Here is a 26,358-nt window from a genome sequence, read left to right on the forward strand (position 1 = left end):
GGTGCTCCCCGCACCGTTGCGGAACGCCGCCGACCGGCGCCCGCGTTGTCTTCCCACGTTGCCATGCGCCGGCCACTCGCCACAGGAGTGGCGCGGGGATTGCTTTAATCTTTTTTTGGATATGCAATAAACCAAACGACAGGTCGCGCGTTATTGCTGAAAGGCATCGGCTTTATTGAACCCGGGTTCAATTAGGAAAGGTGTTCGCCGCAGAATTTCAATGAGGACGATAGCCATTCGGCATAGTCATTTCATCCGGGGACAATTACGCGAGCGCGAGCTTTTCAATTTAACAGAAACGCGAATAGAAGTTCCTTGTTTTCCGAGGAACTTTACTCGGCAGAGGGGTTCAGAATAAATAAAACATTTGCCCGGTTCATTCTTTGCTTTATGCTGATTGAACCGATTGTGTAGATAGTGTGTAAGGGAGTTTTCCACGGCATACGGCCATGGGCGGGGCCCCTCTTCCAAGAGGAGCGACGCAGTCTCTGGCTGTAGGCATCGGGGTCAAAAGCCCCGCCGACCTGAAGGAGGCGCGACCATGGACGTGATCAGCAACTTTGCAGCCCGCTACGAACGCACCCGCGAGGAAGTTCTCTCGCTGCAGGAATATCTGGATATCTGCAAACGCGATCCGACGGCATATGCAACGGCCTCCGAACGAATGCTCCAGGCCATTGGCGAGCCGGAACTGGTAGATACCCGCAATGACCCCCGTCTTTCGCGCATCTTCGCGAACAAGGTCATCAAGATCTATCCGGCGTTCAAGGAGTTCTATGGCATGGAAGATGCCATCGAGCAGGTGGTGTCCTATTTCCGCCACGCCGCGCAGGGACTCGAAGAAAAGAAGCAAATCCTTTACCTGCTGGGGCCCGTCGGCGGCGGCAAGAGCTCGATCGCGGAGCGCCTGAAGCAGCTCATGGAGCACGTGCCCTTCTATGCGATCCACGGCTCCCCGGTGAACGAATCGCCCCTCGGGCTGTTCGACACCCTCGAAGACGGCGAGATCCTCGAAAAAGAGTACGGCATCCCCGTGCGCTACCTGAACCGCATCCTGTCGCCCTGGGCCGTGAAGCGGCTCGAGGAGTACGGCGGCGACATCCGCCAGTTCAAGGTGGTCAAGCGCTACCCCTCGGTGCTGCGCCAGATCGCGGTCGCCAAGACCGAGCCGGGCGACGAGAACAACCAGGACATCTCTTCGCTCGTCGGCAAGGTCGACATCCGCAAGCTCGAGACCTACGCCCAGGACGACCCCGACGCGTACGCCTACTCCGGTGGCCTGTGCCTCGCGAACCAGGGCCTGCTCGAGTTCGTGGAAATGTTCAAGGCGCCCATCAAGGTGCTGCACCCGCTGCTCACGGCCACGCAGGAAAGCAACTTCAAGGGCACCGAAGGCTTCGGCGCCATTCCCTTCGACGGCATCGTGCTGGCCCACAGCAACGAGAGCGAGTGGAAGGCGTTCCGCAACAACAAGAACAACGAGGCGTTCCTCGACCGGATCTACATCGTGAAGGTGCCGTACTGCCTGCGCGCCTCCGAAGAGATCAAGATCTACGAGAAGCTGGTGCGCAACTCCTCGCTGGCCAAGGCGCCGTGCGCGCCCGGCACCTTGCGCATGATGGCGCAGCTGTCGGTGCTCACGCGCCTGAAGGAACCCGAGAACTCCAGCACCTTCAGCAAAATGCAGGTGTACGACGGCGAGAACCTGAAGGACACCGACCCCAAGGCCAAGTCGATCCAGGAGTACCGCGACTACGCGGGCGTCGACGAAGGCATGAGCGGCGTCTCCACGCGCTTCGCCTTCAAGATCATCTCCAAGGTGTTCAACTTCGACAGCACCGAGGTGGCCGCCAACCCGGTGCACCTGATGTACGTGCTCGAACAGCAGATCGAGCGCGAGCAGTTTCCGCCGGAAACCGAGCAGAAGTACATCAGCTACATCAAGGAGCTGCTGGCGCCGCGCTATGCCGAGTTCATCGGCAAGGAAATCCAGACTGCTTACCTGGAGAGCTACAGCGAGTACGGCCAGAACATCTTCGACCGCTACGTGACCTACGCCGACTACTGGATCCAGGACCAGGAATTCCGCGACGTGGACACCGGCGAAGTGTTCGACCGGGCTTCGCTCAACGGCGAACTCGAGAAGATCGAGCGGCCCGCCGGCATCGGCAACCCAAAGGACTTCCGCAACGAGATCGTCAACTTCGTGCTGCGCGCACGGGCCGGCAACGCGGGGCGCAACCCGGCGTGGACCAGCTACGAGAAGCTGCGCGCAGTCATCGAAAAGAAGATGTTCTCCAACACCGAAGAGCTGCTGCCGGTGATCAGTTTCAACACCAAGAGCAGCGCCGACGAGCAGAAGAAGCACGAAGACTTCGTGACCCGCATGGTCGAGAAGGGCTACACCGCCAAGCAGGTCCGGCTTCTGTGTGAGTGGTACCTGCGGGTGCGCAAGAGTTCATAGCGGACAGCGGGAACAACGGGCGCGTGCGCAGGACCTAACCAGCGCACCGTCCACCGTTTTGCAAGGAGCTTTGAAAACATCGTGGCCATCCTGCAGCAGATCATCGATCGCCGGCTCTCGGGCAAGAACAAGTCCATCGGCAACCGCGAGCGCTTCCTTCGGCGCTACAAGGGGCAGATCCAGGAGGCGGTGCGGCGCGCGGTCAGCGGGCGCAACATCCGCGAGCTGGAGCAAGGCGAAGACGTGACCCTGCCGCGCCACGATGTCTCCGAGCCGGTGTTCGGCCATGCGCGCGGCGGCGACCGCGAATACGTGCACCCCGGCAACCAGGAATACCTCAAGGGCGACCGCATCGCGCGCCCCGAGGGCCAGGGGGGCGGCGGCTCGGGCAGCGGCGAGGCCAGCGACAGCGGCGAAGGCGAGGACGACTTCGTCTTTCGCCTCACGCGCGAGGAGTTCATGCGCGTCTTCTTCGACGACCTTGCGCTGCCCCACCTCGTGCGCACCCAGATCGCCGAAGTGCCCGAATGGAAGAGCCACCGCGCCGGCTTCACCAGCGACGGTTCGCCCAACAACCTGCACGTGGTGCGCTCGATGCGCGGCGCGCTCGCGCGGCGCATTGCATTGGGCGGCGAACCGCGCAAGGAGCTGAAGCGCCTGGAGGCGCACCTCCTGGTCCTGAAAGCGCATCCACAGGTCGAGACCGCGCTGATCCAGAAGGAAATCCGCGAGACCGAGGACCTCATCGCCGAGCTGCGCCGCACCATGCGGCACGTGCCCTACATCGATCCGATCGACCTGCGCTACCGCAACCGCGTGAAGACGCCCGTGCCCAGCGCCAAGGCCGTGATGTTCTGCCTCATGGACGTGTCGGGCTCGATGGACGAGGCGCGCAAGGACATGGCCAAGCGCTTCTTCATGCTGCTGTACCTGTTCCTCACGCGGCACTACGAGCGCATCGACCTCGTGTTTTTGCGCCATCACACGCAGGCGCAGGAAGTGACCGAAGAAGAGTTCTTCCACGCCACCGAGACCGGCGGCACCGTGGTGTCGAGCGCGCTGGTGCTCATGGACGAGATCGTCAAGGCCCGCTACGCCAGCGGCGAATGGAACGTGTACGGCGCCCAGGCCAGCGACGGCGACAACTGGCACCAGGACAGCGGCCGTTGCCGCGAACTGCTGGTCGACAACATCCTGCCCGTGGTGCGCTACTACGCCTACGTGCAGGTGGCCGAGACCGAGCAGAACCTGTGGCAGGAATACCAGCAGCTCGAAGGCGTGGCGCCCAACTTCGCCATGCGCAAGGTATCGGACGCGCAGGACATCTACCCGGTGTTCCGCGACCTGTTCAAGAAGGAAGGGGTGCCCACATGATCACCACCGAACGCCCTCCCGGGGCCCCTGTCCTGCCGCGCAGCACCGACCTCCCCACCTCCCGCCTCGAACGCCTGCCCAGCCCCTCCGACTGGACCTTCGAGCTCATCGAGACCTACCACACCGAGATCGCCAAGACCGCGAGGAGCTTCGGCCTTGACACCTACCCGAACCAGCTCGAGGTGATCACGGCCGAGCAGATGATGGACGCCTACGCCAGCGTGGGCATGCCCATGATCTACAGGCACTGGTCGTACGGCAAGCAGTTCATCGCCACCGAGAAGAACTACAAGCGCGGCCACATGGGGCTGGCCTACGAGATCGTCATCAACTCCGATCCGTGCATTGCCTACCTCATGGAAGAAAACACCATGGCCATGCAGGCCCTGGTGATCGCCCATGCGGCCTACGGCCACAACAGCTTCTTCAAGGGCAACTACCTGTTCCGCATGTGGACCGATGCGTCGTCGATCATCGACTACCTCGTCTACGCGCGGCACTACATCGCCGAGTGCGAGGAGCGCCACGGCCTCGATGCGGTGGAAGACCTGCTCGACTCCTGCCACGCGCTCATGAACTACGGCGTCGACCGCTACCGCCGCCCGCAGAAGCGCTCGCTGGCACAAGAGAGCGCACAGCGCACCGAGCGCGAGCGCCACATGCAGCAGCAGGTGAACGACCTCTGGCGCACGCTGCCGCGCAAGAGCGAGCAGACGGCCGAGTCGGAATCCGCGCGCCGCTTTCCGTCGGAGCCGCAGGAGAACCTGCTCTACTTCGTCGAGAAGAACGCCGCCCTGCTCGAGCCGTGGCAGCGCGAGGTGGTGCGCATCGTGCGCAAGATCGCGCAGTACTTCTACCCGCAGCGCCAGACCCAGGTCATGAACGAAGGCTGGGCCACCTTCTGGCACTACACGCTGCTCAACACCATGTACGACCGCGGCCAGCTGGACGACGGCTTCATGATGGAATGGCTCAGCTCGCACACCAGCGTGGTGTTCCAGCCGCCCGTGGGCCACCGCGCCTACAGCGGCATCAACCCGTATGCGCTGGGCTTCAAGATGTTCACCGACCTGCGCCGCGTCTGCGAAAAGCCGACCGACGAAGACCGCCGCTGGTTCCCCGACTTCGCGGGCACCGACTGGGTCAAGACGCTCGACTACGCGATGCGCAACTTCAAGGACGAGAGCTTCGTCGGCCAGTTCCTGAGCCCGAAGACGATGCGCGATTTCCGCCTGTTCTCGATCCGCGACTACCAGAGCGAATCGGAGCTCGAGGTGTCGGCCATCCACGACGACAGCGGCTACCAGGCGCTGCGCGAATCGCTGTCACGCCAGTACGACATCGGCAACCGCGAGCCCGACATCCAGGTCTGGAGCGTGGCCACGCGCGGCGACCGCTCGCTCACGCTGCGCCACACGCAGCGCAACAACCTGCCGCTGAACGACAACGCCGAAGAAGTGCTGAAGCACGTCGCAAGGCTCTGGGGCTTCGACGTGCACCTGGAAAGCGTCGACAGCGCAGGCCGGGTCAGCCGCAGCTGGAAGGCCGCAGCGCCGAAGCAAACCTACTGAGAAACCTGCTGCTCAGAGCGGCTGTTGATCAGCCGTCCACCCGAAGCGTGCCCCCGTGCGCAGGGCACTGGGTGCTTCCCGCAGCGAAATCAAGGAGGAGCCGAAGGCGGGGGACATTCGCGGAGGGAAGTACCCGGTGCCCTGCGCACGCGCCCCCGAAAGGCAGCCTCAGGGAACCAGCGCGGCGATGGCCAGCGTGTACCCCTTCACCCCCAGCCCCACGATGATCCCGCGCGCCGCAGGCGAGATGTACGAGTGGTGGCGAAACTCTTCGCGTGCATGCACGTTCGAGATGTGCAGCTCGATCAGCGGTACGCTCGCCCCCTTGATGGCGTCGTGCAGCGCGATCGACGTGTGGGTGTAGGCGCCCGGGTTCATCACCACGCCCAGCATGTTGCCGGCCGCCACTTCACGGCCCGCCTCCTGGACCCAGTCGATCAGCACGCCTTCGTGGTTCGACTGGCGGCACTCGATCTCGACACCGAGTTTCGCGCCCGTCTCCTTGCACAGGCGTTCGACGTCGGCGAGCGTGTCGCGGCCGTACTGTTCGGGCTCGCGCGTGCCGAGCAGATTGAGGTTGGGGCCGTTGAGGACGAGGATTTTCTTCATGATGGATCGGTGAAGGAAGCTGGCGGATGCAGGAAGAAGAAAGCCGATTATGGTCGCGCCGCCGACCGCGCCCGCCGTGCAGGTGACACCGCCGCAGTCGACCCCACATAGTGGTTGTACGAGCCGATGTCCGCCACGCAGCGCGCCATCAGGTCGACGAAGGCCCGCAGCTTCTGCCCCATGTAGCGCTGCCGCTGGTAGGCGCAGTACAGCCGCCGCGCCTCCGGCGGCCACTGCGGCAGCACCGGCACCAGCACGCCCTGCGCCACCTCGGGCCCGGCGAAGAACACCGGCAGCGGCGCAATGCCCAGGCCGTCGATGCAGAAGGTCTTCATCACCCAGTGGTCGTTGGTTTCGAAGGCCGGCTCCGAGCGCACCACATGGCGCCCCGAGGCCTGCTGCGACACCAGCCGCAGCGGCGACGGCGGGCCCGAGGGCTCGCGCATCGCGATCATCCGGTGCTGCGCCAGCGCCTCGGGCGTGTGCGGCGTGCCGTGCCGCGCCAGGTACTGCGGGCTGGCGTACAAGCCGTAGGCCAGCCGGCCCAGCAGCTTGGCGACCAGGTCCGGCAGGTCGGGCGGCGCCGAGCCCACATAGCAGTCGACCTCGCCGATCTGCGGGGCCTGGGCGCCGTTCGCCACGTCGAGCTGGCAGCGCACGTTCGGGTGCGATTCGAGAAAGATCCGCACCACATGGCAGACGAAGGAGGTGCTGAACTGCGTGTCCGACAGCAGCGTGAGCCGCCCCGACACCCCGCCCGTGAGCTCCTGCACCTCGGTGCGCGCCGTTTCCAACCGACCGCTCACCTCGCCGAGCAACCCCTCGCAGCGTGCGAAGAACGCACGCCCGGCCTCCGTGGGCGCGATGCGGCGCGAACTGCGCAACAACAACTGAGCGCCCAGCAGTTCCTCCAGCCGCGTGAGCTGCCGGCTCAGCGTGGCCTTCGACACGCCCGACAGGCTCTCGGCCTTGGTGAGGCTGCCGCTCTTCATCACGAGCACGAAGGCCTCGACCAGTGCGAGGTCGATGCGCCCTGCGCTCATGAATGCCACCGCTGTGGAAGTCGTCGTTGCAGGAATGAAAAGGAGCGTCTTGGCATGGGGCTTTCATCGGTGCGACGGACACGCTACGGTAGGCGGCACCGCCGACAAGGGCATGGCCGATGCTATGCCGATTTGTGGCGCCCTTTCCCGCTGCCCCCACGATCAAGACCCATGAATCCTTCCGCCACCTGGCACCCCGTCACGCCCTCCGCCGAGGTGCGCGCCGGCGCCAACATCGTCGCCGGCTTTGCGCAAGGCCAGGAGCTCGCGCTGTGGCGCGCAGCCGATGGCTCGCCGCAAGCCTGGGAGAACCGCTGCCCGCACCGCAGCGTGCGCTTCACGCTCGGCCAGGTGACCGGCGGCGACCGCCTGGCCTGCGCGTACCACGGCTGGCAGTACGAGGCCGGCAGTGGCGCGTGCGTGCGCATCCCGGCGCACCCGGCCATGCAAGCGCCGCGCAACGTCTGCGCGAAGGTGTTCGCCACGGCGGATGCCGCGGGCATGCTGTGGGTGCGCCTCGCGGCCGACGGCGCAGATGCGCCGCCCGAACTGGCCGACGTCGTGCCCGCCGGCTGGCACCTCGCCCGCACGCTGACGCTGCGCGTGACCGCGTCCGAGGTGCGCGCTGCCCTGGCGCCGCATGGCTTCGCACCAACAGGAACGCCCGATGCATGGCAAGGCACGCTGGACGAATCGCCCGTCGCCGCGCTGCTGCTCGACGCCCAACCGCAGCTGAGCTTCCTGCACCTGTGGACCGACGCTGCCCCCGGCTCCGACGCGATGGCCCGTGTGCACCGCGCGGCGCGCCAGCTGCGCAGCGACATCGAAGCCGCTGCATCGCACTGAACAGGAAGAAAGAAGCAACATGCCCTTCGTCACCGACGATCCCAACATGCTCGACGACTGGCTCGTCGTCGGCCCCGCCGGCGGCTTGCCACGCACGGTACGGCTGCTCGGCGAAACCCTGCACCTGCACACCGACGCCGACGGCACACCACACGCCCGGCTCGGCGCCGACACGCTGACCGTGCAGTCGCGCTACGGCTTCCTCTGGGTCTGCCCCAGCGGCCGCCCGGCGCGCCCGCTGTTCGCCTTCCCCGAATACGACGAACCCGGCCGCCGCATCGTCGATTGCGGCGGGCTCGGCGTGGCCGTGTCGGGCCTGCGCGTGATCGAGAACTTCCTGGACATGGCGCACTTTCCCTTCGTGCACCCCGACTACCTCGGCAAGGTGCCGCACACCGAAGTGGCCAAGTACAACGTCGAGGTCGACGCCGCCACCGACGAGATCTGGGCCACCGACTGCCGCTTCTGGCAACCCCGCGCCTCGGCCGCCCACGACACGGGCAGCGAGGTGTTCTACAAGTACCGCGTGATGCAGCCCTTCTCGGCCATGCTCTACAAGTCGAGCCACCGGCCCGACAAGCTCGACGCCATCGGCCTCTTCTTGCAGCCGGTGGACGACGAGCACGTCATCGCCCACACGCTGCTGGCCTACTTCGACGACGTGTCGAGCGACGCCGAGCTCATCGCCTTCCAGCACACGATCTTCGGGCAGGACAAGCCGATCCTGGAGAACCACGCCTTCAAGCGCATGCCCCTCGAAGGCCGCGCCGAAACGCCCACGCGCGGCGACACCACCTCCGTCACCTACCGCCGCTGGCTGCGCGAGCGCGGCATGCGCTTCGGCACCGCGAGGGCCGCCGCATGACCGTCAGGCTCTACGACTACCCGCTCTCGGGCAACTGCTTCAAGGTGCGGCAGATGCTGCTGTGGCTCGGCGTGGACCATGCGAGCGTGCCGGTCGACTTCCATCCGGGTCGCGAACACAAGTCCGCAAGATTCCTCGCGCAGATCAACCCGCTCGGCCAGCTCCCCGTGATCGACGACGAAGGCTTCGTGCTGCGCGACGCGCAGGCCATCCTGGTCTACCTCGCGAGCCGCTACGACGACGCACGGCAGCGCTGGTACCCCGCCGACCCGAAGCTGCGCGGCCAGGTCGCGATGTGGCTCGCCATGGCCGACGAGATCACGCGCACCGCCTCGGCCGCCCGGCTGCACGACGCGCTGGGCTACACGCACCTGGACATCGAGGCCTGCCGGCGCGGCGCGCGCGCGGCCTTCCGTGTGCTCGACGACCACCTGGCCGAGCAGCACGCCGCCACCGGCCTGCGCTGGCTCGTGGCCGCGCCCGAGCCGACCATTGCCGACCTCGCCTGCTTTCCGTACGTGGCGCTGGCGGGCGAAGGCGGCATCTCGCTCGACGAGTTTCCCGCGCTGCGCCGCTGGGTCTGGGACTTTCGTCACCTGCCGGGCTTTGTGGGCATGTCGGGTATCTTCCCGGCTGGCCCCGCCTGAAGGCTCGCCTGAGTATCCTTGTCCCCTTCCGCTCTCTGAAGAACCGAATCCCATGAAAACCAAAGCCGCCGTCGCCTGGCAAGCAGGCCAACCCCTGACCATCGAAACCGTGGACCTCCAGGGCCCCAAGTTCGGTGAAGTGCTGGTCGAGATCAAGGCCACCGGCATCTGCCACACCGACTACTACACGCTCTCGGGCGCCGACCCCGAAGGCATCTTCCCCGCCATCCTGGGCCATGAAGGCGCGGGCATCGTGGTCGACGTCGGCCCCGGCGTCACCACCCTGAAAAAGGGCGACCACGTCATTCCGCTGTACACGCCCGAATGCCGCCAGTGCAAGTTCTGCCTGAGCCGCAAGACCAACCTGTGCCAGCTGATCCGCGGCACGCAGGGCAAGGGCCTCATGCCCGACGCCACCAGCCGCTTCAGCCTCGACGGCAAGCCCATCTTCCATTACATGGGCACGAGCACCTTCAGCAACTACACGGTCGCGCCCGAGATCTCGCTGGCCAAGATCCGCGAAGACGCGCCCTTCGACAAGGTCTGCTACATCGGCTGCGGCGTCACCACCGGCATCGGCGCGGTGATCTTCACGGCCAAGGTCGAAGCCGGCGCGAACGTCGTGGTGTTCGGCCTGGGCGGCATCGGCCTGAACGTGATCCAGGGCGCCAAGATGGTGGGCGCCGACAAGATCATCGGCGTCGACCTGAACCCCGAGCGCGAGGCCATGGCCCGCCAGTTCGGCATGACGCACTTCATCAACCCCAAGACCACCGAGAACGTGGTCGACGCCATCGTGCAGCTGACCGACGGCGGCGCCGACTACAGCTTCGAGTGCATCGGCAACACGCAGGTGATGCGCCAGGCGCTCGAATGCACGCACAAGGGCTGGGGCCGCAGCATCATCATCGGCGTGGCCGAGGCCGGTGCGGAGATCAGCACGCGCCCGTTCCAGCTGGTCACCGGCCGCAAGTGGGAAGGCTCGGCCTTCGGCGGCGCGCGCGGACGCACCGACGTGCCGAAGATCGTCGACTGGTACATGGAAGGCAAGATCAACATCGACGACCTGATCACGCACACCATGCCGCTGGAAGACATCAACAAGGGCTTCGATCTGATGAAGCGCGGCGAATCCATTCGCGGCGTGGTCCTGTACTGAGGCCGAGGAGGCGCCCGCCATGAACCGCATGGAACCCCTGCGCAGAATAGAAGCGGGCGTCCTCGAAGTCGCCTATTACGAAGCCGGCCCGGCCGATGGCCCGCCCGTGCTGCTGATGCACGGCTTTCCGTACGACATTCACACTTACGCCGAAGTCGCGCCGATGCTGGCCGCTCAAGGCTGCCGCGTGATCGTGCCGTACATGCGCGGCTACGGCGCCACGCGCTTCCTCGCCGACGCCACGCCGCGCTCGGGCGAACAAGCCGCCTTCGGCGCCGACCTGCTCGCGCTGCTCGACGCGCTGAAGATCGACCGCGCCGTGCTGGCCGGCTACGACTGGGGCGGCCGCGCCGCCTGCGTGGTGGCGGCGCTGTGGCCCGAACGCTGCGCGGGGCTGGTCTCGCTCAACAGCTACAACATCCAGAACATCGCCAAGGCGATGGAGCCGGACACGGCCGCCAATGAGCACAGCCTCTGGTACCAGTACTACTTTCACAGCGAGCGCGGTCGCGCCGGTCTTGCGAAGGACCGCAAGGCCCTCACGAAACTGCTGTGGCAGCTGTGGTCGCCAACCTGGCGCTTCGACGACGCCACCTTCGAACGCAGCGCCGCCGCCTTCGACCACCCCGACTTCGTGGACGTGGTGATCCATTCGTACCGCCACCGCTTCGGCCTCGTGCCCGGCGACCCGGCCTATGCCGACATCGAACGCCGCCTTGCCGCGCAGCCGACGATCACCGTGCCCGCCATCACCTTCGACGGCATCGACGACGGCGTGCGACCGCCCGCCGATGCCTCGGCCCACGCGCACCGCTTCAGCGGACCGCGTTCGCACCGCCTCGTGCCCGGCGCGGGCCACAACCTGCCGCAGGAAGCGCCGCGCACCTTCGCCGACGCCGTGCTCGAACTCGTGCCCGCGCTGCGAAGCCAGACGACCTCTTCTTCATGACCGACACCACCCCGACCCTTCTTTCCGAACACCACGCCTTCGGCGGCGTGCAGCGCTTCGTCGAGCACCGCTCGCACGAAATCGGCCTGCCGATGCGCTTCTCGGTCTACCTGCCGCCGCAGGCCGCGCACACGCGCGTGCCCGCCCTGCTCTACCTTGCGGGCCTGACCTGCAACGAAGAGACCTTCGCGGTGAAGGCCGGCGCACAGCGCATGGCCGCGAGCCTGGGCGTTGCGCTCATCGCACCCGACACCAGCCCGCGCGGCACGGAACCCGAAAGCCTGCCGGGCGCCAAAGACAGCTGGGACTTCGGCATCGGCGCCGGCTTCTACCTCGACGCCACCGCCGAGCCCTGGGCCACGCACTGGCGCATGGAAAGCTGGATCGTGCACGAGCTGCTGCCGCTGGTGGCCCGCCACTTTCCCATCGACGGCGAGCGCATCGGCATCTTCGGCCACTCGATGGGCGGCCACGGCGCGCTCACGCTGGCGCTGCGGCACCCGGGGCGCTTCAAGTCGCTCTCGGCCTTCGCGCCGATCTCCGCGCCCACCCAGTGCCCGTGGGGCCAGAAGGCCTTCGCCGGCTACCTGGGCGAGCCCGGCGACGACCGCGCCCAATGGCTCGCGCACGACGCCAGCGCGCTGATGCAGTCGCAGACCGTGGCGCCCTATCCGCAGGGCATCCTCATCGACCAGGGCCTGGCCGACAAATTCCTCGCCGAGCAACTGCACCCCGAGGCCTTCGAGGCCGCCTGCTTCGCCGCCGGCCAGCCGCTCACGCTGCGCCGCCATGCGGGCTACGACCACGGCTACTACTTCATCCAGAGCTTCATGGCGGACCACATCGCGCACCACGCGCAGACGCTGATCGGGTGACCACAAAGGGTGCGGTCCGCACCCGGCGTGGCTATCATGGTCCGCATGTCCGCTGCCCAGATTCCTGCCTTCCAGCTGCGCTCGCGCGATGGCGGCGCCGAAGAGAACATGGTGCTCGCGGGCATCTGGCGCCGCGCCTGGGTGTCGGCCAACCGCAGCGCCCTCCACGTCGAGCCCATCGGCCACTGGCTGCGGCGCGTGCAGACCGAATTCATCCCGCCCGCCGACGTGGTGCTGGCCGAGCGCGACGGCCAGGTGCTGGCCTTCATGGTGCTGCTCACGGCGCGCGAGTACGTGGCCCAGCTGTTCGTCGAACCGCACCTGCGCAGCCAGGGCCTGGGCAAGGCGCTGCTCGACGAGGCCTGCGTGCGCATGCCGCACGGCTGGCGGCTGCACGTGGCCGTCACCAATACCGAGGCGCAGCGCTTCTACGAACGCTACGGCCTCGTGCGCGGCGTGGTCGACCGGCATCCGGGCAGCGGGCGCGAACGCATCGCCTACCATTGGTCGCCCACCCGCGCGCCCTGGCGCACGGGCTGACACCCTCCGCACTTCCTTCCTGCCCCATGCGCATCCGCATCGACCACATCGCCCTCTGGACCACCGACCTCGAACGCTGCAAGCGCTTCTACGTCGACTACTTCGGCGCCACCGCCGGCGCCGGCTACGTCAACCCGGCCAAGGGCTTCGCCTCGTGTTTCCTGAGCCTGGGCGACGGCGCGCGCATCGAGGCCATGACCACGAGCACCCTCTCGCCCGTGGTCGCCGAGGCCGGCGCGCAGCGCATGGGCTGGACGCACCTGGCGATCTCGGTCGGCTCCGACGCCGAGGTCGATGCGCTCACGCAGCGGCTGAAGGCCGACGGCTATCCGCTGCTCGACGGCCCGCGCCGCACCGGCGACGGCTACTACGAGAGCGTGGTGCTCGACCCGGACGGCAACCGCATCGAGATCACGTCATGAGCGTTTTTGTCCAGAGCCTGCACGAGACCTTCGAACGCCTCGGCCGCATCGAGACCCGCCGCATGTTCGGCGGCCACGGCGTGTGGCACGAGGGCCGCATGATCGCGCTCGTCGCGAAGGACACGCTGTACCTCAAGTCCGACGCCGGCAGCGCCGCGCACTTCGACGCGCTGAACCTGCCGCCCTTCACCTACGTGCGCGAAGGCAAGGAGATGCCGATGTCGTACCGCCTCGCGCCGGCCGACCTGTTCGAAGACCGCGAGGAAGCCGCGCGCTGGGGCCGCCTGGCCTACGAAGCCGCGCTGCGTTCGGGCCAGCCGCCGAAGCCGAAGAAGCCCAAACCCAAGACAACCCCCAAGGCCGCGAAAGCGAAGACCCGGTGAACGCACCCCACAACAACAGCCACCGGCTCCCGCCCCTTCCCGAACGTGAACAGATCGCGCTGCTCGACCCCTTCGACAGCCTCGACCTGAAAGACATCGTGGTCGTCAGCTCGCTCGCCGAAGCCGAGCGCGCCGCCGACGAATTGCTCGACGCCGGCGTAGCGGGCTTCGACACCGAGTCGCGCCCCACCTTCGCAAAGAACGAAGTGTCGACCGGCCCGCACGTCGTGCAGTTCGCCACGCGCGACACGGCCTGGCTGTTCCAGCTGCACCGCGACGAATGCAACCCCGTGGTCGCGGGCCTGCTCGCGTCCACCGAACTGCGCAAGGTCGGCTTCGGCCTCTCAAGCGACCTGTCGCTGATCCGCCTGCGGCTGGCCATTGCGCCGCAGGCCGTGTTCGACATCGACGACGAGTTCCGCCGGCGCGGCTACCGCCGCTCGGTGGGCGTGAAGACGGCGGTGGCGCTGATGTTCAACCGCCGCTTCGCCAAGTCGCGCAAGGCGACCACCTCGAACTGGGCGCACAAGCAGCTCACCGAGTCGCAGATCCGCTACGCGGCCAACGACGCCTATGCGTCGCTGCGCGTGTTCGACGCGCTCTTTCCGAACGACTGAACCTCCGCCCTCAGTCGCGCCCCGCTTCGAGAATCGCCTGCGCCAGCCGCTGCGGGTTCGAGAAGAACATCTCGTGGCTGCCCGGGCACTCCACGAGCCGGAACAACCCCAGCCGCTCCGACAGTCGCGGATGCCACGGCAGGCTGTGCGGCAGCGCCGTGTCCTGCTGGCAGTTGACGTACGACTTGCCTAGCGCCAGCGCCGCCAGCGGCTGCTTCAGCTGGATCTTGTCGGTGAAGGTGCGGTACGGGTGCGGGTTGAGCTTGTCGTAGGCGGACTGCGCCAGCGCGAGGTCGGCGTCGTTGATGAAGTCCTCGCGCCAGATCTCGAAGGGCAGCATCACGGCGTTGTTGTTGGCCGCCGCCACCGCGTCGAACATGGTCACGTAGTGCGGCGGCACCATGTCGTTGAGCGCTTCGCCATCGAGCGGCACGAAGGCGTTGATGTAGACCAGCCGCCGCAGCCGCGCCGCGATGCGGTCGGCCACGCCCGAGATCACCATGCCGCCGTAGCTGTGGCCCACGAGCCGCACCTGCGTGAGGTCCTTGGCCTCGATGAAGCGGACCACCGAGGCGATGGCGTCGGCCAGGCCGGTGCCCGCGCGGTCGTCGCCGGGGTTGTTGCCTGCCACGGTAGGGCAATGCACGGTGTGGCCGGCCGCGCGCAGGCCGTCGGCCACGGCCTCCATTTCGGCGCCGGTGTGCCAGGCGCCGTGAACCAGAACATAGGTGTCGGACATGGGTGTCTCCTTCGTTGGATGCGTCGTTGGGGAATGAACCGAGGGCGACTGTAGAAAAAGCGGTACGTCGTGGATGGCCGTTGCCTGCCAGGGCGATGGCCGATTCGCGCCACCGGTCTTTTTGTGCCGCGGGTTGCCTCGATTCAATAATTCAAAGATACTTGAATAATGGAAGAAAACGATGTGGTCCGCGCCTTGGGCGCACTCGCGCAACCCGTGCGCCTGCGGGTGTTCCGTGCCTTGGTGGTGGCGGGGCCCGACGGGCTGACGCCGGGTGCGCTGACCGAAGCGCTGGCAGTACCGGCGACGGGGCTGTCCTTTCACCTCAAGGAGCTGGTGAACGCGAGCCTGGTCTCGCAGGAGCGCCAGGGGCGCAACCTCATCTACCGCGCGTCGTTCGAGCGGATGAACGGCCTGCTCGGCTATCTCACCGAGAACTGCTGCCAAGGCGAGCCCTGTCTTCCAGCGACCACCTGCGACTGCTGACCATGAAAGCTTGTGCTGTTGCACGCGGAGTGCGTGTGCTCTGGCGTGCTCCCGCCGATGGGGCACCTTGCTCCGCGAATGTCCCCCGGGGCTTCGCCCCTCCTCCTTTATTTCGCTGCGCAAGGCACCCCATCGACGTGAGCGTGTTCAGAGCGGTCGTTGATCCGCTGCACACCAGCACCGCGTCCCGTGCGCAGGACACCGGGTGCTTCCCGCAGCGAAATCAAGGAGGAGGCCGCAGGCCGGGGGACATTCGCGGAGGGAAGTACCCGGTGGCCTGTGCACACGCCCTGAACAGAAGAACATGACCACCGCCCTCCTCATCTTCGCCGGCACATTGCTGCTCGTCATCTGGCAACCCCGCGGCCTCGGCATCGGCTGGAGCGCCTCGCTGGGCGCCATCATCGCCCTGCTTTTCGGCGTGGTGCAGCTCACCGACATCCCCGTCGTCTGGGCCATCGTCTGGAACGCCACCGCGACCTTCATCGCCGTCATCCTCATCAGCCTGCTGCTCGACGAAGCCGGCTTCTTCGAATGGGCCGCCCTGCACGTGGCCCGCTGGGGTCGCGGCAACGGCCGCCGGTTGTTCGCCTTCATCGTGCTGCTGGGCGCCGCGGTCTCGGCCCTCTTTGCCAACGACGGCGCGGCGCTGATCCTCACGCCCATCGTGATGGCCATGCTCGTGGCGCTCGGCTTCACGCCGGCCACCACCCTGGCCTTCGTCATGGCGGCGGGCTTCATCGCCGACACGGCCAGTCTGCCGCTGATCGTGTCGAACCTCGTGAACATCGTGTCGGCCGACTTCTTCGGCATCGGCTTCAACGCGTACGCCTCGGTGATGGTGCCCGTCAACGTCGCGGCCGTGCTCGCGAGCCTGGGCGTGCTGCTGTGGTGCTTCCGGCGCGACATTCCCGCGCACTACGACATGGCCCGCCTCAAGCAACCCTCCGATGCGATCCGCGACCGCGACACCTTCCGCGCCGGCTGGGTCGTGCTCGCGCTGCTGCTCGTGGGCTTCTTCGGCCTGGAACCGCTGGGCGTGCCGGTGAGCGCCGTGGCCGCCTTCGGTGCGGTGATCCTGCTCGCGGTGGCGGCGCGCGGCCCGGTGATCGGCACGCGCCAGGTGCTGCGCGGTGCGCCCTGGCAGATCGTCGTCTTCTCGCTGGGCATGTACCTCGTGGTCTACGGGCTGCGCAACGCCGGGCTCACCGGCCATATCGCCACGCTGCTGAACCTGTTCGCGCAGGGCGGCGTCTGGGGCGCGGCCATGGGCACCGGCTTTCTCGCGGCGGTGCTCTCCTCGGTCATGAACAACATGCCGACCGTGCTGGTCGGCGCACTGTCGATCGAGGCCTCGGGCGCGGTGGGCCTCGTGAAGGAGGCCATGGTCTATGCCAACGTGATCGGCTGCGACCTCGGCCCGAAGATCACGCCCATCGGCAGCCTCGCCACGCTTCTGTGGCTGCACGTGCTCGCCAGGAAGGGCATGACCATCACCTGGGGCCACTACTTCCGCATCGGCATCGTGCTGACCCTGCCCGTGCTGGCCGCGACGCTCGCCGCGCTGGCGCTGCGCCTCAGCCTGGGCTGACCCATTTTTTCTTCTCTCAACGAGCTTGCCATGAGCGACATCACCATCTATCACAACCCCGCCTGCGGCACGTCGCGCAACGTGCTCGCGCTGATCCGCAACACGGGCGACGAGCCCACCGTCATCGAGTACCTGAAGACCCCACCCGACCGCGCCACGCTCACGCAGCTGATCGCGGCGATGGGCGTGCCCGTGCGCGAGGTGCTGCGCCAGAAAGGCACGCCGCACGACGAACTGGGCCTGGGCGATCCCAAGTGGAACGATGAACAGCTCATCGACTTCATGCTGCAGCACCCGATCCTCATCAACCGCCCCATCGTCGTCACGCCATTGGGCACGCGCCTGTGCCGGCCTTCGGAGGCCGTGCTCGACATCCTGCCCAAGCCGCAGCAAGGCGCGTTCTCCAAGGAAGACGGCGAAGCCGTGATCGACGCGAAAGGCCAGCGTGTCGCCAAGCCCTGATCTCCCGCAGCTCGATGCCGACGCGTTCCGTGTCCCCCGCCTGCAGGAGCTGCTTCCCACCGCACGCGCCACGCATGCGCCGCGCATCCTGCTGCTGTACGGCTCGCTGCGCGAGCGCTCCTACAGCCGCCTGCTGACCGAAGAGGCCGCGCGCCTGCTGCGCGCGATGGGCGCCGAGCCCCGCACCTACGACCCGCGCGGCCTGCCGCTGCCCGACGGCGAACCCGAAGACCATCCGAAGGTGCAGGAACTGCGCGATCTCGCGCAGTGGGCCGAGGGCATGGTGTGGACCTCGCCCGAACGCCACGGCGCCATGACCGGGATCATGAAGGCGCAGATCGACTGGATTCCGCTGGCCGTCGGCTCGGTGCGGCCCACGCAGGGCAAGACGCTCGCGGTGATGGAAGTGTCGGGCGGCTCGCAGTCGTTCAACGCCGTGAACCAGCTGCGCGTGCTGGGCCGCTGGATGCGCATGATCACCATCCCCAACCAGTCGTCGGTGGCCAAGGCGTTCCTCGAGTTCGACGACGCGGGCCGCATGAAGCCCTCGCCCTACTACGAGCGCGTGGTCGACGTGATGGAAGAGCTGGTCAAGTTCACGCTGCTCACGCGCGACTGCGCGGACCACCTGGTCGACCGCTACAGCGAGCGGCGCGAGAGTGCGGAGGCGCTGTCGAAGCGAGTGAATCTCCGCAGCATCTAGACACAAGCCGGGCAGGCTTCTTGCAACGGGGACGCCCGTTGCCCGGGCAACTCCCATGGCGGCGCGCGGCGCACCCACGTAGATTCCAGCGTAGAAAAAAGCGTCCGTTTCCGTCGCTTTCCCCACTTTGGCCCCGCAGGAGTGTCCATGGACGCATGGTCGAGTCAGCAACTGTCCCCGCTGTACAGGCGCGAGGTCTTCCGCTCGCGCGAGGCCGAAGAGACGCACGCGCGCGTGGCCCATGAGCTGAAGCCGCACCGCAGCGTGTGGCGCTCGGGCGATGTCGACGCGATCTTCTGCCGCGCCGAGATGAGCGCACTGTCGCTGTGCATCCTGCGCTACGGCTGCGACGTCGACATCGAGCCCGACGCGCTCGGCAACTTCGTTCTGGTGCAGATGCCGCTGCGCGGCCGAGCCGACATCCACACCGGCGGGCAGACGCTGCAGATCCACCCCGGCCAGGGCGCCATCATTTCCGCCCACAAGCCGGTGCGCCTGCGCTGGCATGCCGACTGCGAACAGCTGATGCTGAAGATCGAGCTCAGCCGCCTGCAGGAGGTCGCGCGCCATGCCTTCGCGCTGCGCGGCGGCGACACCGTGGGCGAGATCGATTTCGACATGCCCCTTCAGCTCGACGATGCGGCGGGCACGCAGTGGTGCCGCATGGTGGCGAGCCTGGCTTCGCTGCTGCCACCGAACGAGTTCGAGCGCTACGACCCGCGCTGGCTCGCGCACTGCGAAGACAACCTCATGCTCTACCTGCTGTGCCACCGGCCCAATTCGGTGCTGCAGCGGCATGCCGACGCGCAGCGCGGCACCGAGGAAACCAGCCTGAGGCAGCTGCGCCGCGCCGAAGAGTTCATGCGCGAGCGGCTCGACTCGCTGCTTTCGCTCGAAGAGGTGGCGCAGGCCGCGGGCGTCACGCGCCGTGGCCTCGCCCTGCTCTTCCGGCGCCACCGCGACCTGTCGCCCGGCGAGGTGCTGCGCAACATGCGGCTCGATGCCGCGCACGCAATGCTGACGCGGCACGACGGCGCCAGCGTCACCGAGGTGGCGCTGAACTGCGGCTTCTCGCACCTGAGCCGCTTTGCCGCCTGCTACCGCGAGCGCTTCGGGCAGCTGCCGCGCGACACCTCGCGCGACCCCGCGCGGCTCCCGGCCGCGCGGCATTGAGAGCGCCTCAGGACTTCATCGCGCACTGCACCGCGGTGCGGTCCTGGTAGCGCTCCAGCACGGTGCCGATCACCTTGTTGGCGATGCGCCCGCTGCCGTCCTTGGCGACCACGCGCAGGTAGTAGTTCTGGATCGGGAAGTTGTTGGGGCCGTAGCGGAAATCGCCGCGCACCGACTTGTAGTTGGCCGCCTTGATCGCCTTGAGCAGCGCGGGCTTGTCGGCCACCTTGCCGCCGACATCGCGCACGGCCGCATCCATCGCCATGAGCACGTCGTAGGCCTGGCCGGCATAGAACGACGGGTTGCGCCCGTTGTTCTGCTGGCGGAACGCGGCCACGAAGCGCTGGTTGGCCGGGTTGTCGAGGTCGAAGGACCAGTGCGCGGTGTTGAAGAGGCCCAGCATCGGCTCGCCGACGGCAGGAATCATGTCCTCGTCGGCCGAGAAGGCGGTGGAGATCAGCGCCACGTCCTTCGAGAGCCCCGCGCCGACGAACTGCTTGATGAAGCTCACGCCCATCGCACCGGGCAGGAAGAAGTACAGCGCATCGGGCTTCGACGCGCGGATCTGCGCCAGCTCCGCCGAGTAGTCGAGCTGCCCGAGCTTGGTGTACAGCTCGTCGCCCACGGCGCCCTTGAAGGTGTGCTTGAAGCCGTTGATGGCGTCCTTGCCGCCGGGGTAGCTGGGCGCGATCATCGCGACCTTCTTGAAGCCCTTGTCGCTCGCGAACTTGCCGGCCGACTCGTAGTACGCGTCGTTCGGGTACGAGGCGCCGAAGAAGTACGGGTTGCAGCGCGCGCCCGAATAGTCGCTCGGGCCGGTGTTGCTCGACAGGTAGGGCACCTTGGCGGCGAAGAGCGGCGGGCCGACGGCCAGCGCGACCGACGAGCCGACGGGCCCGGTGAACAAATCGATCTTATCGCGCAGCAGCATGCGCTCGACCACCTGGCGCGCCATCTCGGGGTTGCCGGCCGTGTCGGCCTCGACGAACTCCACCGGCACGCCGCCGAGCTTGCCGCCCAGCTGCTTCATCGCTACCGCGAAGCCGGCCTTGGCCTCGGCGCCGCCGACGGCAAACGGACCGGACAGGTCCATCGCCAGGCCGACTTTCACGGGCTGCGCCTGCGCGGGTAAAGCCAGCGCGCCCACCAGGACGGTGAGCGCGCACAAGACGGATCGGGGCGTGGCCTGCGACATGAAAAGTCTCCTCGGGGTGAGTTCGTTGAACGTGGGAGGCAGCAAATACAGGGCGCAGTCTCTGTGCCGCGGCGGCGCCCCGCTATCCGTTTCGTGCGGCGCAAACCGCTGCACGAAATGGACAGACAACGCCCCGGCGCGCTCCACAGAATCGCCGCCGCCCCCACCACTTCAAGAGACGAACCGATGAGCGACACCATCGACATCCCGGCCGGCGACGGCACCCAGACCTTTCGCGGCTACCTGGCCCTGCCGGCCTCGGGGCGCGGCCCCGGCATCGTGCTGTGCCAGGAGATCTTCGGCGTCAATGCCTACGTGCGCGAGGTGGCCGACCTCTACGCCGAAGAGGGCTACGTGGTGCTCGCGCCCGACCTGTTCTGGCGCATGGAGCCCGGCGTCGATCTGGGCTACTCGCCCGAAGACTGGCAGCGCGCCTTCGGCTTCTTCCAGAAGTTCGACATCGACGCCGGCGTGGCCGACGTCACGGCCAGCGTGAAGGCGCTGCGCGCGCACCCGGCCTGCACCGGCAAGGTCGGCGCGCTGGGCTTTTGCCTCGGCGGCAAGCTGGCCTACCTGGCCGCCGCGCACTCGGGCGTGGACGCGGCCGTGGGCTACTACGGCGTGGGCATCGAGGGCGCGCTCGACCTCGTGCCGAAAATCGACTGCCCGATCGCCCTGCACTTTGCGGAGCTCGACCAGTTCTGCCCGCCCGAGGCCCGCGCCCAGGTGCTCGAAGCCTTCGCCGGCAAGCCCGATGCGCAGATGTACGTTTACCCCGGCGTCGACCATGCGTTTGCGCGCACCGGCGGCGACCACTTCGACAAGCCCTCCACGCTCATGGCGCACCAGCGCTCGATGGCGCTGTTCAAGGACGCGATCGGCCCGGTGTACGACCTCTCGGCGCTGTGGGACAAGCACTGCGAGTACGAATTCGCCACGCGCGACGTGGTCGCCACCATGGCCACGATGGTGAGCGAGCCCTACGTGAACCACATCCCGACCATGACCGGCGGCGTGGGCGCCAAGGAGCTGTCGCGCTTCTACAAGCACCACTTCATTCCGAGCACGCCGCCCGACACGCGGCTCACGCCCATCTCGCGCACCGTGGGCGCGACGCAGATCGTGGACGAGATGCTGTTCTGCTTCACCCACACGGTCGAGATCGACTGGCTGCTCCCGGGCATCGCGCCCACCGGCAAGCCGGTGGAGATTCCGCTCGTGGCCATCGTGAAGTTCCGCGGCGACAAGCTCTACCACGAGCACATCTACTGGGACCAGGCCAGCGTGCTGGTGCAGATCGGCCTGCTGGATCCGAAGGGCCTGCCCGTGGCCGGCGCCGAGACCGCGCACAAGCTGGTCGACGAAACGCAGCCGTCGAACACGCTGATGCCGCGCTGGGAAAAATCGACCGGGCTCACCATCGCCGATCCGGCGCTGCCCTTGGGATGAGCGGCGCTTCCGACATGCTGGCGCTGGTCGTGGACTCGGTCACGCCGCTCACGCCGGCCATCAAGGCCTTCGTGCTGCGCTCGGCCAACGGCGAGCCGCTGCCGCCGTTCACGCCGGGTGCGCACCTGGGCTTGCAGGTGGTGCAGGCCAACGGCCACCCGGGCCAGCGCGCCTACTCGCTCGCCAAGCCGCACGACGGCTCGGACCGCTGCGAGATCGCCGTGCTGTGCGAACCGCAGGGCGCGGGCGGCTCGGCCTGGATGCACGCGTTGCAACCCGGCGCCGCGCTGGCTGCGCACGCACCGCGCAACGACTTCGCCTTGCACGCGGGCAGCGCGCCGCCGCTGCTCATCGCGGGCGGCATCGGCATCACGCCGCTGCTGTGCATGGCGCGATCGCTCGCGGCCGAAGCCCGCCCCTTCGACTTCGTCTATGCCACGCGTAGCGAAGAAGCCACGGCCTACCTGCACGAGGTGCGCGCGCTCGGTGGCACGGTGGTGCACGACGGCGGCGACCCCGCACGCGGCCTCGACCTGCGCGCGCTGCTGGCGGCGCCCATGCCCGGGCGCCACCTGCATGTGTGCGGCCCGCGCGGCATGGTGCAGGCCGTGGTCGACACCGCCCGCGCGCTCGGCTGGCCCGACGACCACGTGCACTTCGAACTCTTCGCCGGCGCCATCGAGCAGGCGGGCGATGCGCCCTTCGAGGTGCGCACGCTGCGCTCGGGCAAGACGCTGACCGTGGCGCCCGACCAGAGCCTGCTCGACGTGCTCATCGCCGCCGGCCTGGACCCGCTCTACGACTGCCGCCAGGGCGACTGCGGCGTGTGCGTGGTGGACGTGGTCGAGGGCGTACCCGACCACCGCGACCACAACCTCAGTCCGCGCGAGAAGGCGGACGGCAAGACCTTGTGCACCTGCGTGTCGCGCGCGAAGACGCCGCACCTGGTGCTCGACATCTGATGACGTTTCAGGAGACCCACCCGATGAATTCCGTGATCCCCATCATCCCCATAGCGGCGACAAGCCCGATCGACATCCAGTCGCTCGTGCAGCCCGACCGCGTGCACAAGCGCGTCTACACCGACCCCGCCATCTTCGAGCTGGAAATGGACCGCGTGTTCGGCCAGGCCTGGATCTACATCGGCCACGAAAGCCAGGTGCCCAAGCCCGGCGACTACTTCACCACCCGCCTGGGCCGCGAGCCCGTGGTGATGGTGCGCCACACCGACGGCCAGGTGCACGTGATGTTCAACCGCTGCCCGCACAAGGGCGCCAAGCTCGTGCCCGACGGCAGCGGCAGCGCCGGCAAGTTCCTGCGCTGCCTGTACCACGGCTGGACCTTCAAGTGCGACGGCAGCCTGCTGTCGGTGCCGCTGCGCAGCGGCTACGAATGCACCGCGCTCGACCTGAAAGACCCGCAGTACGGCGTGCGCAAGGTAGCGCGCGTGGCCACGCACCGCGGCTTCGTCTTCGCCAGCCTGTCGGAAGACGGGCCCGAGCTGAAGGAGTTCCTGGGCGGCGTGGCCACGTCGCTCGACAACTTCTGCGACCGTGCGCCCGAGGGCGAAGTGGAAGTGGCCGGCGGCGTTCAGCGCGTGATCCAGCGCAACAACTGGAAGATCTTCTTCGAGAACCTGCACGACACCATCCACGCCGTGGCCACGCACGAGTCGTCGTGGCGCGCGGCCAAGGAAGAGCACGAGGCCATGCCGGCCGGCACGCCCAAGCCCTTCGAGGTGGTGATCGTCGACGGCAACGGCGAGCCGCTGGAGTTCTGGGAGAAGCTGGAGCTCAAGGGCTACGACCACGGCCACGGCTTCATGGAAGGCATCTTCGTGCCGCCCACCGACCCGGTGAGCCTGGCCTACGTGGCCTCGCTCGAAGCCGCGAAGGGCGCCGAACAGGCCGACGCGATCCTGCGCGTGAACCGGCACAACACCATCGTGTACCCGAGCTGCTCGCCGCACACCTCGTTCCAGCAGATCCGCGTGATACGGCCGCTGTCGGTGGACCGCACGCTGGTCGAGATCTTCAGCTTCCGGCTCAAGGGCGCGCCGGAGGCCACCTTCCAGCGCACGCTCAAGTACACCAACATCGTGAACTCGCCCTCGTCGAACGTGATGCCCGACGACCTGGAGGCCTACAACCGCGTGCAGGAAGGCCTGGGCTCCGACGGCGGCGACTGGGTGAGCATGCACCGCGCCGCCGGGCGCGACCAGCCGCTGCCGGGCGGGCGCGCGTCCAACGGCAACAGCGAGATGCCCTCGCGCAACATGTTCGCGGCGTGGGCCGGGTACATGGGCGTCGACACGGGCGCACAGACCGGGAGCGCCGAATGAACTTCCGCGACTGGAACGAACAGCAGGACCTCACGCAGTTCCTGCACCACGAGGCACGCCTGCTCGACGAGCACCGCTGGGACGAATGGCAGAAGCTCTTCACGCCCGACGGCCTGTACTGGGTGCCGCTGGCGCACGGCCAGGCCGACCACCTCAACCATGCCTCGCTGTTCTGCGAGGACGCCCTGCTGCGCTCGATGCGCGCGCGGCGGCTCGAGCAGGCCCGCGCCTACTCGCAGCAGCCGCCCACGCGCACCGTGCACGTGCTGGGCAACATCGCGCTCGAAGCACGCGACGACGCGGGCTGCACCGTGCGCTCGACCTTCCTGCTGCTGGAGTGGCGCAAGACCGAGCAGCGCACCTTCGGCGGCAGCGTGCTGCACACGCTGCGCCGCGCCGACGACGGCTGGCGCATCCAGACCAAGCGCATCGACCTCGTGAACTGCGACGCGCCGCACGAAGCCCTGCAGGTGTTCCTGTGAAGGCCGCGCTGCTGGCGATGCACTACCAGAACGACGTGCTGCACGTCGACGGCAAGGTGCGCGTGGGCGTGGCCGCCGACGACCCCGCGCGCCCGCGCCTCATCGCCTCGGCCGCACGGCTCATCGCCGGGGCGCGCGCGAACGGCGTGCCGGTGATCTTCGTGCGCATCGCCTTCGCACCGGATTACTCGGACTGCCTGCGCAACTGCACGCTGTTCCGCCGCGTGGCCGAAAGCGGCGCCGTGCAGGAAGGCAGCTGGGGAGCCGGGTTCTACGACGAACTCGCGCCGCGGCCGGGCGAAGCCGTCGTCACCCACAAGCGCAACAACCCCTTCTGGGCCAGCGGGCTCGAAGACGCCGTGCGCGCCACCGGTGCCAGCCGCCTGTACGTGGCCGGCATCGCGACCAACCACGTGGTCGAGCACGGCGCGCGCCATGCGAGCGACCTGGGCTACGACGTGGCAGTGGTCGCCGACGCCTGCAGCACCGCGCAGGCGCACCTGCAAGCGGCGAGCCTCGAAACACTGGCCATGCTCGCGGACGTGATCCACGTGGACGACGCGGTCGCGCAGATGGGAGGCCGGTCATGACGACGCTGCAAGGCAAGGTCGCCGTAGTAACCGGCGCCGCCGCGCTGCTGGGCAGCGCCATCGTGCGCGCCTTCGTGCAGGCCGGCGCGCGCGTGGTGGCGGTCGACATCGACACGGCGCGCGGCGCCGCCTTGGCGGCCGATGTGGGCGCGGGCTGCCGCTTCGTCGCCTGCGACATCGCCTCGGACGACGCGCTCGATGCGCTCGTGGCCGGCACGCTGCGCACCGAGAGCCGCATCGACTTTCTCATCAACAACGCCGTGGTCTACGGCGATGCAGGCTTGGAAGCCGCGCGCGCCGACTGGCTGGCCGCGCTGAACGTCAACCTGGTCTCCGGCGCGATGCTGGTGCAGAAGACTGCCGACGCGCTGGCCGCGCACGGCGGCGCCATCGTGAACATGGGCAGCGTCGGCGGCAAGTTCGGCGCGGCGGGCCGGGCGCTGTACCCCGCGGCCAAGGCGGCCATCCTGCAGCTCACGCGCAACCAGGCCGCCACGCTGGCGCCGCGAGGCGTGCGGGTGAACTCGGTGTCGCCGGGCTGGACGTGGTCGGACGCGCTGTCGCGCATGACGGACGGCGACCGCGCACGCGCCGACCGCGTCGGCGCGCCGATGCACCCGCTGGGCCGCGTGGGCGACGGCGACGACGTGGCGCAGGTGGTGCTGTTCCTGTGCTCGGACGCGGCGCGCTTCGTGACCGGTGCGGACATCCCGGTCGACGGCGGCTTCTCGATGCTGGGGCCCGACCAGGGACGCTCGGCGCGCGACTGGTTCGAGGCGTAGC

Annotated in this window: 28 protein-coding genes; 24 read left to right on the forward strand and 4 right to left on the reverse strand. The window is 67.8% G+C overall.

All coding sequences use genetic code 11. From position 1 onward, the window contains the following. Nucleotides 1–541 precede the first annotated feature (541 nt). The 3 genes from FFI97_RS12430 (at nt 542) to FFI97_RS12440 (ending at nt 5,409) form a co-directional block, all read left to right on the forward strand. Complete coding sequence (locus FFI97_RS12430; RefSeq protein WP_062470701.1) at nt 542–2,464, forward strand: PrkA family serine protein kinase; 1,923 nt, start codon at nt 542–544, stop codon at nt 2,462–2,464. Nucleotides 2,465–2,545: 81 nt separating this feature from the next. Further along, nucleotides 2,546–3,838 (forward strand): YeaH/YhbH family protein, encoded by a 1,293-nt coding sequence (locus tag FFI97_RS12435; protein WP_139706458.1) that lies wholly within the window; start codon nt 2,546–2,548, stop codon nt 3,836–3,838. Continuing rightward, nucleotides 3,835–5,409, forward strand: a complete 1,575-nt coding sequence (locus FFI97_RS12440; protein ID WP_185993605.1) for a SpoVR family protein — start codon at nt 3,835–3,837, stop codon at nt 5,407–5,409. The genes FFI97_RS12435 and FFI97_RS12440 overlap by 4 nt, the downstream gene beginning before the upstream one ends. Nucleotides 5,410–5,577: 168 nt before the next feature. On the opposite strand, the gene aroQ is transcribed toward FFI97_RS12440, so the two are convergent. Together aroQ and FFI97_RS12450 are read right to left on the reverse strand one after the other, a co-directional pair. Continuing rightward, nucleotides 5,578–6,018 (reverse strand): type II 3-dehydroquinate dehydratase, encoded by a 441-nt coding sequence (aroQ, locus tag FFI97_RS12445; RefSeq protein ID WP_062470706.1) that lies wholly within the window; start codon nt 6,016–6,018, stop codon nt 5,578–5,580. Nucleotides 6,019–6,065: 47 nt separating this feature from the next. Continuing rightward, a complete protein-coding gene (locus tag FFI97_RS12450) occupies nt 6,066–7,061 on the reverse strand; it encodes a LysR family transcriptional regulator (RefSeq protein WP_139706460.1) in 996 nt (331 codons plus the stop codon). Between the two features lie 171 nt (nt 7,062–7,232). Between FFI97_RS12450 and FFI97_RS12455 the strand changes: the two genes are divergently transcribed. Genes FFI97_RS12455 through FFI97_RS12500 form a run of 10 tightly spaced genes read left to right on the forward strand, consistent with a single transcriptional unit; the run spans nt 7,233 to nt 14,364 of the window. Beyond that, on the forward strand, nt 7,233–7,907 hold the full coding sequence (locus FFI97_RS12455) for a Rieske (2Fe-2S) protein (RefSeq protein ID WP_139706462.1): 675 nt from the start codon (nt 7,233–7,235) through the stop codon (nt 7,905–7,907). Between the two features lie 19 nt (nt 7,908–7,926). Further along, nucleotides 7,927–8,772, forward strand: coding sequence for an aromatic ring-hydroxylating oxygenase subunit alpha (locus tag FFI97_RS12460; protein WP_139706464.1), 846 nt, complete (start codon nt 7,927–7,929; stop codon nt 8,770–8,772). Continuing rightward, nucleotides 8,769–9,419: a glutathione S-transferase family protein gene (locus FFI97_RS12465; RefSeq protein WP_139706466.1), complete on the forward strand. Its 651-nt coding sequence runs from the start codon at nt 8,769–8,771 to the stop codon at nt 9,417–9,419. The genes FFI97_RS12460 and FFI97_RS12465 overlap by 4 nt, the downstream gene beginning before the upstream one ends. 52 nt (nt 9,420–9,471) lie before the next feature. Further along, a complete protein-coding gene (locus FFI97_RS12470) occupies nt 9,472–10,578 on the forward strand; it encodes an S-(hydroxymethyl)glutathione dehydrogenase/class III alcohol dehydrogenase (RefSeq protein ID WP_070059685.1) in 1,107 nt (368 codons plus the stop codon). A 19-nt stretch (nt 10,579–10,597) separates the two neighbouring features. After that, on the forward strand, nt 10,598–11,527 hold the full coding sequence (locus FFI97_RS12475; protein ID WP_139706468.1) for an alpha/beta fold hydrolase: 930 nt from the start codon (nt 10,598–10,600) through the stop codon (nt 11,525–11,527). Then, a complete protein-coding gene (fghA, locus tag FFI97_RS12480) occupies nt 11,524–12,402 on the forward strand; it encodes an S-formylglutathione hydrolase (protein WP_139706470.1) in 879 nt (292 codons plus the stop codon). The genes FFI97_RS12475 and fghA overlap by 4 nt, the downstream gene beginning before the upstream one ends. A 45-nt stretch (nt 12,403–12,447) precedes the next feature. Then, entirely contained in the window at nt 12,448–12,942 is a 495-nt protein-coding gene (locus FFI97_RS12485; protein WP_260684983.1) for a GNAT family N-acetyltransferase, read from the forward strand. A 26-nt stretch (nt 12,943–12,968) separates the two neighbouring features. After that, nucleotides 12,969–13,364 (forward strand): VOC family protein, encoded by a 396-nt coding sequence (locus tag FFI97_RS12490; RefSeq protein ID WP_235926677.1) that lies wholly within the window; start codon nt 12,969–12,971, stop codon nt 13,362–13,364. After that, complete coding sequence (locus tag FFI97_RS12495; RefSeq protein WP_139706473.1) at nt 13,361–13,747, forward strand: TfoX/Sxy family protein; 387 nt, start codon at nt 13,361–13,363, stop codon at nt 13,745–13,747. Before FFI97_RS12490 ends, FFI97_RS12495 begins: the two co-directional genes overlap by 4 nt. After that, nucleotides 13,744–14,364 (forward strand): 3'-5' exonuclease, encoded by a 621-nt coding sequence (locus FFI97_RS12500; protein WP_139706475.1) that lies wholly within the window; start codon nt 13,744–13,746, stop codon nt 14,362–14,364. The genes FFI97_RS12495 and FFI97_RS12500 overlap by 4 nt, the downstream gene beginning before the upstream one ends. A 10-nt stretch (nt 14,365–14,374) precedes the next feature. Here the strand turns inward: FFI97_RS12500 and FFI97_RS12505 are convergent, their stop codons facing one another. Then, nucleotides 14,375–15,103, reverse strand: a complete 729-nt coding sequence (locus FFI97_RS12505) for an alpha/beta fold hydrolase (RefSeq protein ID WP_139706477.1) — start codon at nt 15,101–15,103, stop codon at nt 14,375–14,377. Between the two features lie 168 nt (nt 15,104–15,271). Between FFI97_RS12505 and FFI97_RS12510 the strand changes: the two genes are divergently transcribed. From FFI97_RS12510 to FFI97_RS12530, 5 genes are all read left to right on the forward strand, one after another. Next, on the forward strand, nt 15,272–15,589 hold the full coding sequence (locus FFI97_RS12510) for an ArsR/SmtB family transcription factor (RefSeq protein ID WP_139706479.1): 318 nt from the start codon (nt 15,272–15,274) through the stop codon (nt 15,587–15,589). Nucleotides 15,590–15,893: 304 nt separating this feature from the next. Further along, nucleotides 15,894–17,180: an arsenic transporter gene (locus FFI97_RS12515; protein ID WP_139706826.1), complete on the forward strand. Its 1,287-nt coding sequence runs from the start codon at nt 15,894–15,896 to the stop codon at nt 17,178–17,180. Between the two features lie 30 nt (nt 17,181–17,210). After that, on the forward strand, nt 17,211–17,642 hold the full coding sequence (arsC, locus tag FFI97_RS12520) for an arsenate reductase (glutaredoxin) (protein ID WP_139706828.1): 432 nt from the start codon (nt 17,211–17,213) through the stop codon (nt 17,640–17,642). Continuing rightward, nucleotides 17,626–18,345, forward strand: coding sequence for an arsenical resistance protein ArsH (gene arsH / locus FFI97_RS12525; protein WP_139706830.1), 720 nt, complete (start codon nt 17,626–17,628; stop codon nt 18,343–18,345). Before arsC ends, arsH begins: the two co-directional genes overlap by 17 nt. A gap of 147 nt (nt 18,346–18,492) precedes the next feature. After that, nucleotides 18,493–19,518, forward strand: a complete 1,026-nt coding sequence (locus tag FFI97_RS12530) for an AraC family transcriptional regulator (protein WP_139706832.1) — start codon at nt 18,493–18,495, stop codon at nt 19,516–19,518. Between the two features lie 7 nt (nt 19,519–19,525). Here FFI97_RS12530 and FFI97_RS12535 read toward each other — a convergent pair whose 3' ends face one another. Further along, complete coding sequence (locus FFI97_RS12535) at nt 19,526–20,713, reverse strand: ABC transporter substrate-binding protein (RefSeq protein ID WP_139706834.1); 1,188 nt, start codon at nt 20,711–20,713, stop codon at nt 19,526–19,528. Between the two features lie 186 nt (nt 20,714–20,899). Here FFI97_RS12535 and FFI97_RS12540 point away from each other — a divergent pair, with 186 nt between their 5' ends. From FFI97_RS12540 to FFI97_RS12565, 6 genes are read left to right on the forward strand one after another with little or no spacing between them, the layout of a single operon-like run. Beyond that, nucleotides 20,900–22,162: a dienelactone hydrolase family protein gene (locus tag FFI97_RS12540; RefSeq protein ID WP_139706836.1), complete on the forward strand. Its 1,263-nt coding sequence runs from the start codon at nt 20,900–20,902 to the stop codon at nt 22,160–22,162. Then, the gene (locus tag FFI97_RS12545; RefSeq protein WP_139706838.1) at nt 22,159–23,124 is read left to right on the forward strand and encodes a PDR/VanB family oxidoreductase; all 966 of its coding nucleotides are present in this window, start codon (nt 22,159–22,161) and stop codon (nt 23,122–23,124) included. Before FFI97_RS12540 ends, FFI97_RS12545 begins: the two co-directional genes overlap by 4 nt. 23 nt (nt 23,125–23,147) lie before the next feature. After that, nucleotides 23,148–24,503 carry an aromatic ring-hydroxylating dioxygenase subunit alpha gene (locus FFI97_RS12550; RefSeq protein ID WP_139706840.1) on the forward strand — a complete coding sequence of 452 codons (1,356 nt, stop codon included), beginning with the start codon at nt 23,148–23,150 and terminating at the stop codon, nt 24,501–24,503. Further along, nucleotides 24,500–24,985, forward strand: a complete 486-nt coding sequence (locus tag FFI97_RS12555; RefSeq protein ID WP_139706842.1) for an aromatic-ring-hydroxylating dioxygenase subunit beta — start codon at nt 24,500–24,502, stop codon at nt 24,983–24,985. The genes FFI97_RS12550 and FFI97_RS12555 overlap by 4 nt, the downstream gene beginning before the upstream one ends. After that, nucleotides 24,982–25,575 (forward strand): cysteine hydrolase family protein, encoded by a 594-nt coding sequence (locus FFI97_RS12560; RefSeq protein WP_139706844.1) that lies wholly within the window; start codon nt 24,982–24,984, stop codon nt 25,573–25,575. The genes FFI97_RS12555 and FFI97_RS12560 overlap by 4 nt, the downstream gene beginning before the upstream one ends. Next, entirely contained in the window at nt 25,572–26,357 is a 786-nt protein-coding gene (locus FFI97_RS12565) for an SDR family oxidoreductase (protein ID WP_144004443.1), read from the forward strand. Before FFI97_RS12560 ends, FFI97_RS12565 begins: the two co-directional genes overlap by 4 nt. Nucleotide 26,358: the final 1 nt, after the last annotated feature.

Origin of the sequence: Variovorax sp. KBS0712 (genome assembly GCF_006323185.2) — a bacterium.
GTDB lineage: Bacteria > Pseudomonadota > Gammaproteobacteria > Burkholderiales > Burkholderiaceae_C > Variovorax > Variovorax boronicumulans.

Coding starts and splice junctions, on each gene's coding strand:
- FFI97_RS12505 (WP_139706477.1), bottom strand. CDS start 15,103: ATGTCCGACACCTATGTTCTGGTTCACGGCGCCTGGCACACCGGCGCC.
- FFI97_RS12470 (WP_070059685.1), top strand. CDS start 9,472: ATGAAAACCAAAGCCGCCGTCGCCTGGCAAGCAGGCCAACCCCTGACC.
- FFI97_RS12515 (WP_139706826.1), top strand. CDS start 15,894: ATGACCACCGCCCTCCTCATCTTCGCCGGCACATTGCTGCTCGTCATC.
- FFI97_RS12485 (WP_260684983.1), top strand. CDS start 12,448: ATGTCCGCTGCCCAGATTCCTGCCTTCCAGCTGCGCTCGCGCGATGGC.
- FFI97_RS12535 (WP_139706834.1), bottom strand. CDS start 20,713: ATGTCGCAGGCCACGCCCCGATCCGTCTTGTGCGCGCTCACCGTCCTG.
- FFI97_RS12555 (WP_139706842.1), top strand. CDS start 24,500: ATGAACTTCCGCGACTGGAACGAACAGCAGGACCTCACGCAGTTCCTG.
- FFI97_RS12540 (WP_139706836.1), top strand. CDS start 20,900: ATGAGCGACACCATCGACATCCCGGCCGGCGACGGCACCCAGACCTTT.
- FFI97_RS12440 (WP_185993605.1), top strand. CDS start 3,835: ATGATCACCACCGAACGCCCTCCCGGGGCCCCTGTCCTGCCGCGCAGC.
- FFI97_RS12545 (WP_139706838.1), top strand. CDS start 22,159: ATGAGCGGCGCTTCCGACATGCTGGCGCTGGTCGTGGACTCGGTCACG.
- aroQ (WP_062470706.1), bottom strand. CDS start 6,018: ATGAAGAAAATCCTCGTCCTCAACGGCCCCAACCTCAATCTGCTCGGC.
- FFI97_RS12495 (WP_139706473.1), top strand. CDS start 13,361: ATGAGCGTTTTTGTCCAGAGCCTGCACGAGACCTTCGAACGCCTCGGC.
- FFI97_RS12490 (WP_235926677.1), top strand. CDS start 12,969: ATGCGCATCCGCATCGACCACATCGCCCTCTGGACCACCGACCTCGAA.
- FFI97_RS12460 (WP_139706464.1), top strand. CDS start 7,927: ATGCCCTTCGTCACCGACGATCCCAACATGCTCGACGACTGGCTCGTC.
- FFI97_RS12465 (WP_139706466.1), top strand. CDS start 8,769: ATGACCGTCAGGCTCTACGACTACCCGCTCTCGGGCAACTGCTTCAAG.
- FFI97_RS12475 (WP_139706468.1), top strand. CDS start 10,598: ATGAACCGCATGGAACCCCTGCGCAGAATAGAAGCGGGCGTCCTCGAA.
- FFI97_RS12430 (WP_062470701.1), top strand. CDS start 542: ATGGACGTGATCAGCAACTTTGCAGCCCGCTACGAACGCACCCGCGAG.
- FFI97_RS12450 (WP_139706460.1), bottom strand. CDS start 7,061: ATGAGCGCAGGGCGCATCGACCTCGCACTGGTCGAGGCCTTCGTGCTC.
- fghA (WP_139706470.1), top strand. CDS start 11,524: ATGACCGACACCACCCCGACCCTTCTTTCCGAACACCACGCCTTCGGC.
- FFI97_RS12565 (WP_144004443.1), top strand. CDS start 25,572: ATGACGACGCTGCAAGGCAAGGTCGCCGTAGTAACCGGCGCCGCCGCG.
- FFI97_RS12530 (WP_139706832.1), top strand. CDS start 18,493: ATGGACGCATGGTCGAGTCAGCAACTGTCCCCGCTGTACAGGCGCGAG.
- FFI97_RS12455 (WP_139706462.1), top strand. CDS start 7,233: ATGAATCCTTCCGCCACCTGGCACCCCGTCACGCCCTCCGCCGAGGTG.
- arsC (WP_139706828.1), top strand. CDS start 17,211: ATGAGCGACATCACCATCTATCACAACCCCGCCTGCGGCACGTCGCGC.
- FFI97_RS12510 (WP_139706479.1), top strand. CDS start 15,272: ATGGAAGAAAACGATGTGGTCCGCGCCTTGGGCGCACTCGCGCAACCC.
- FFI97_RS12550 (WP_139706840.1), top strand. CDS start 23,148: ATGAATTCCGTGATCCCCATCATCCCCATAGCGGCGACAAGCCCGATC.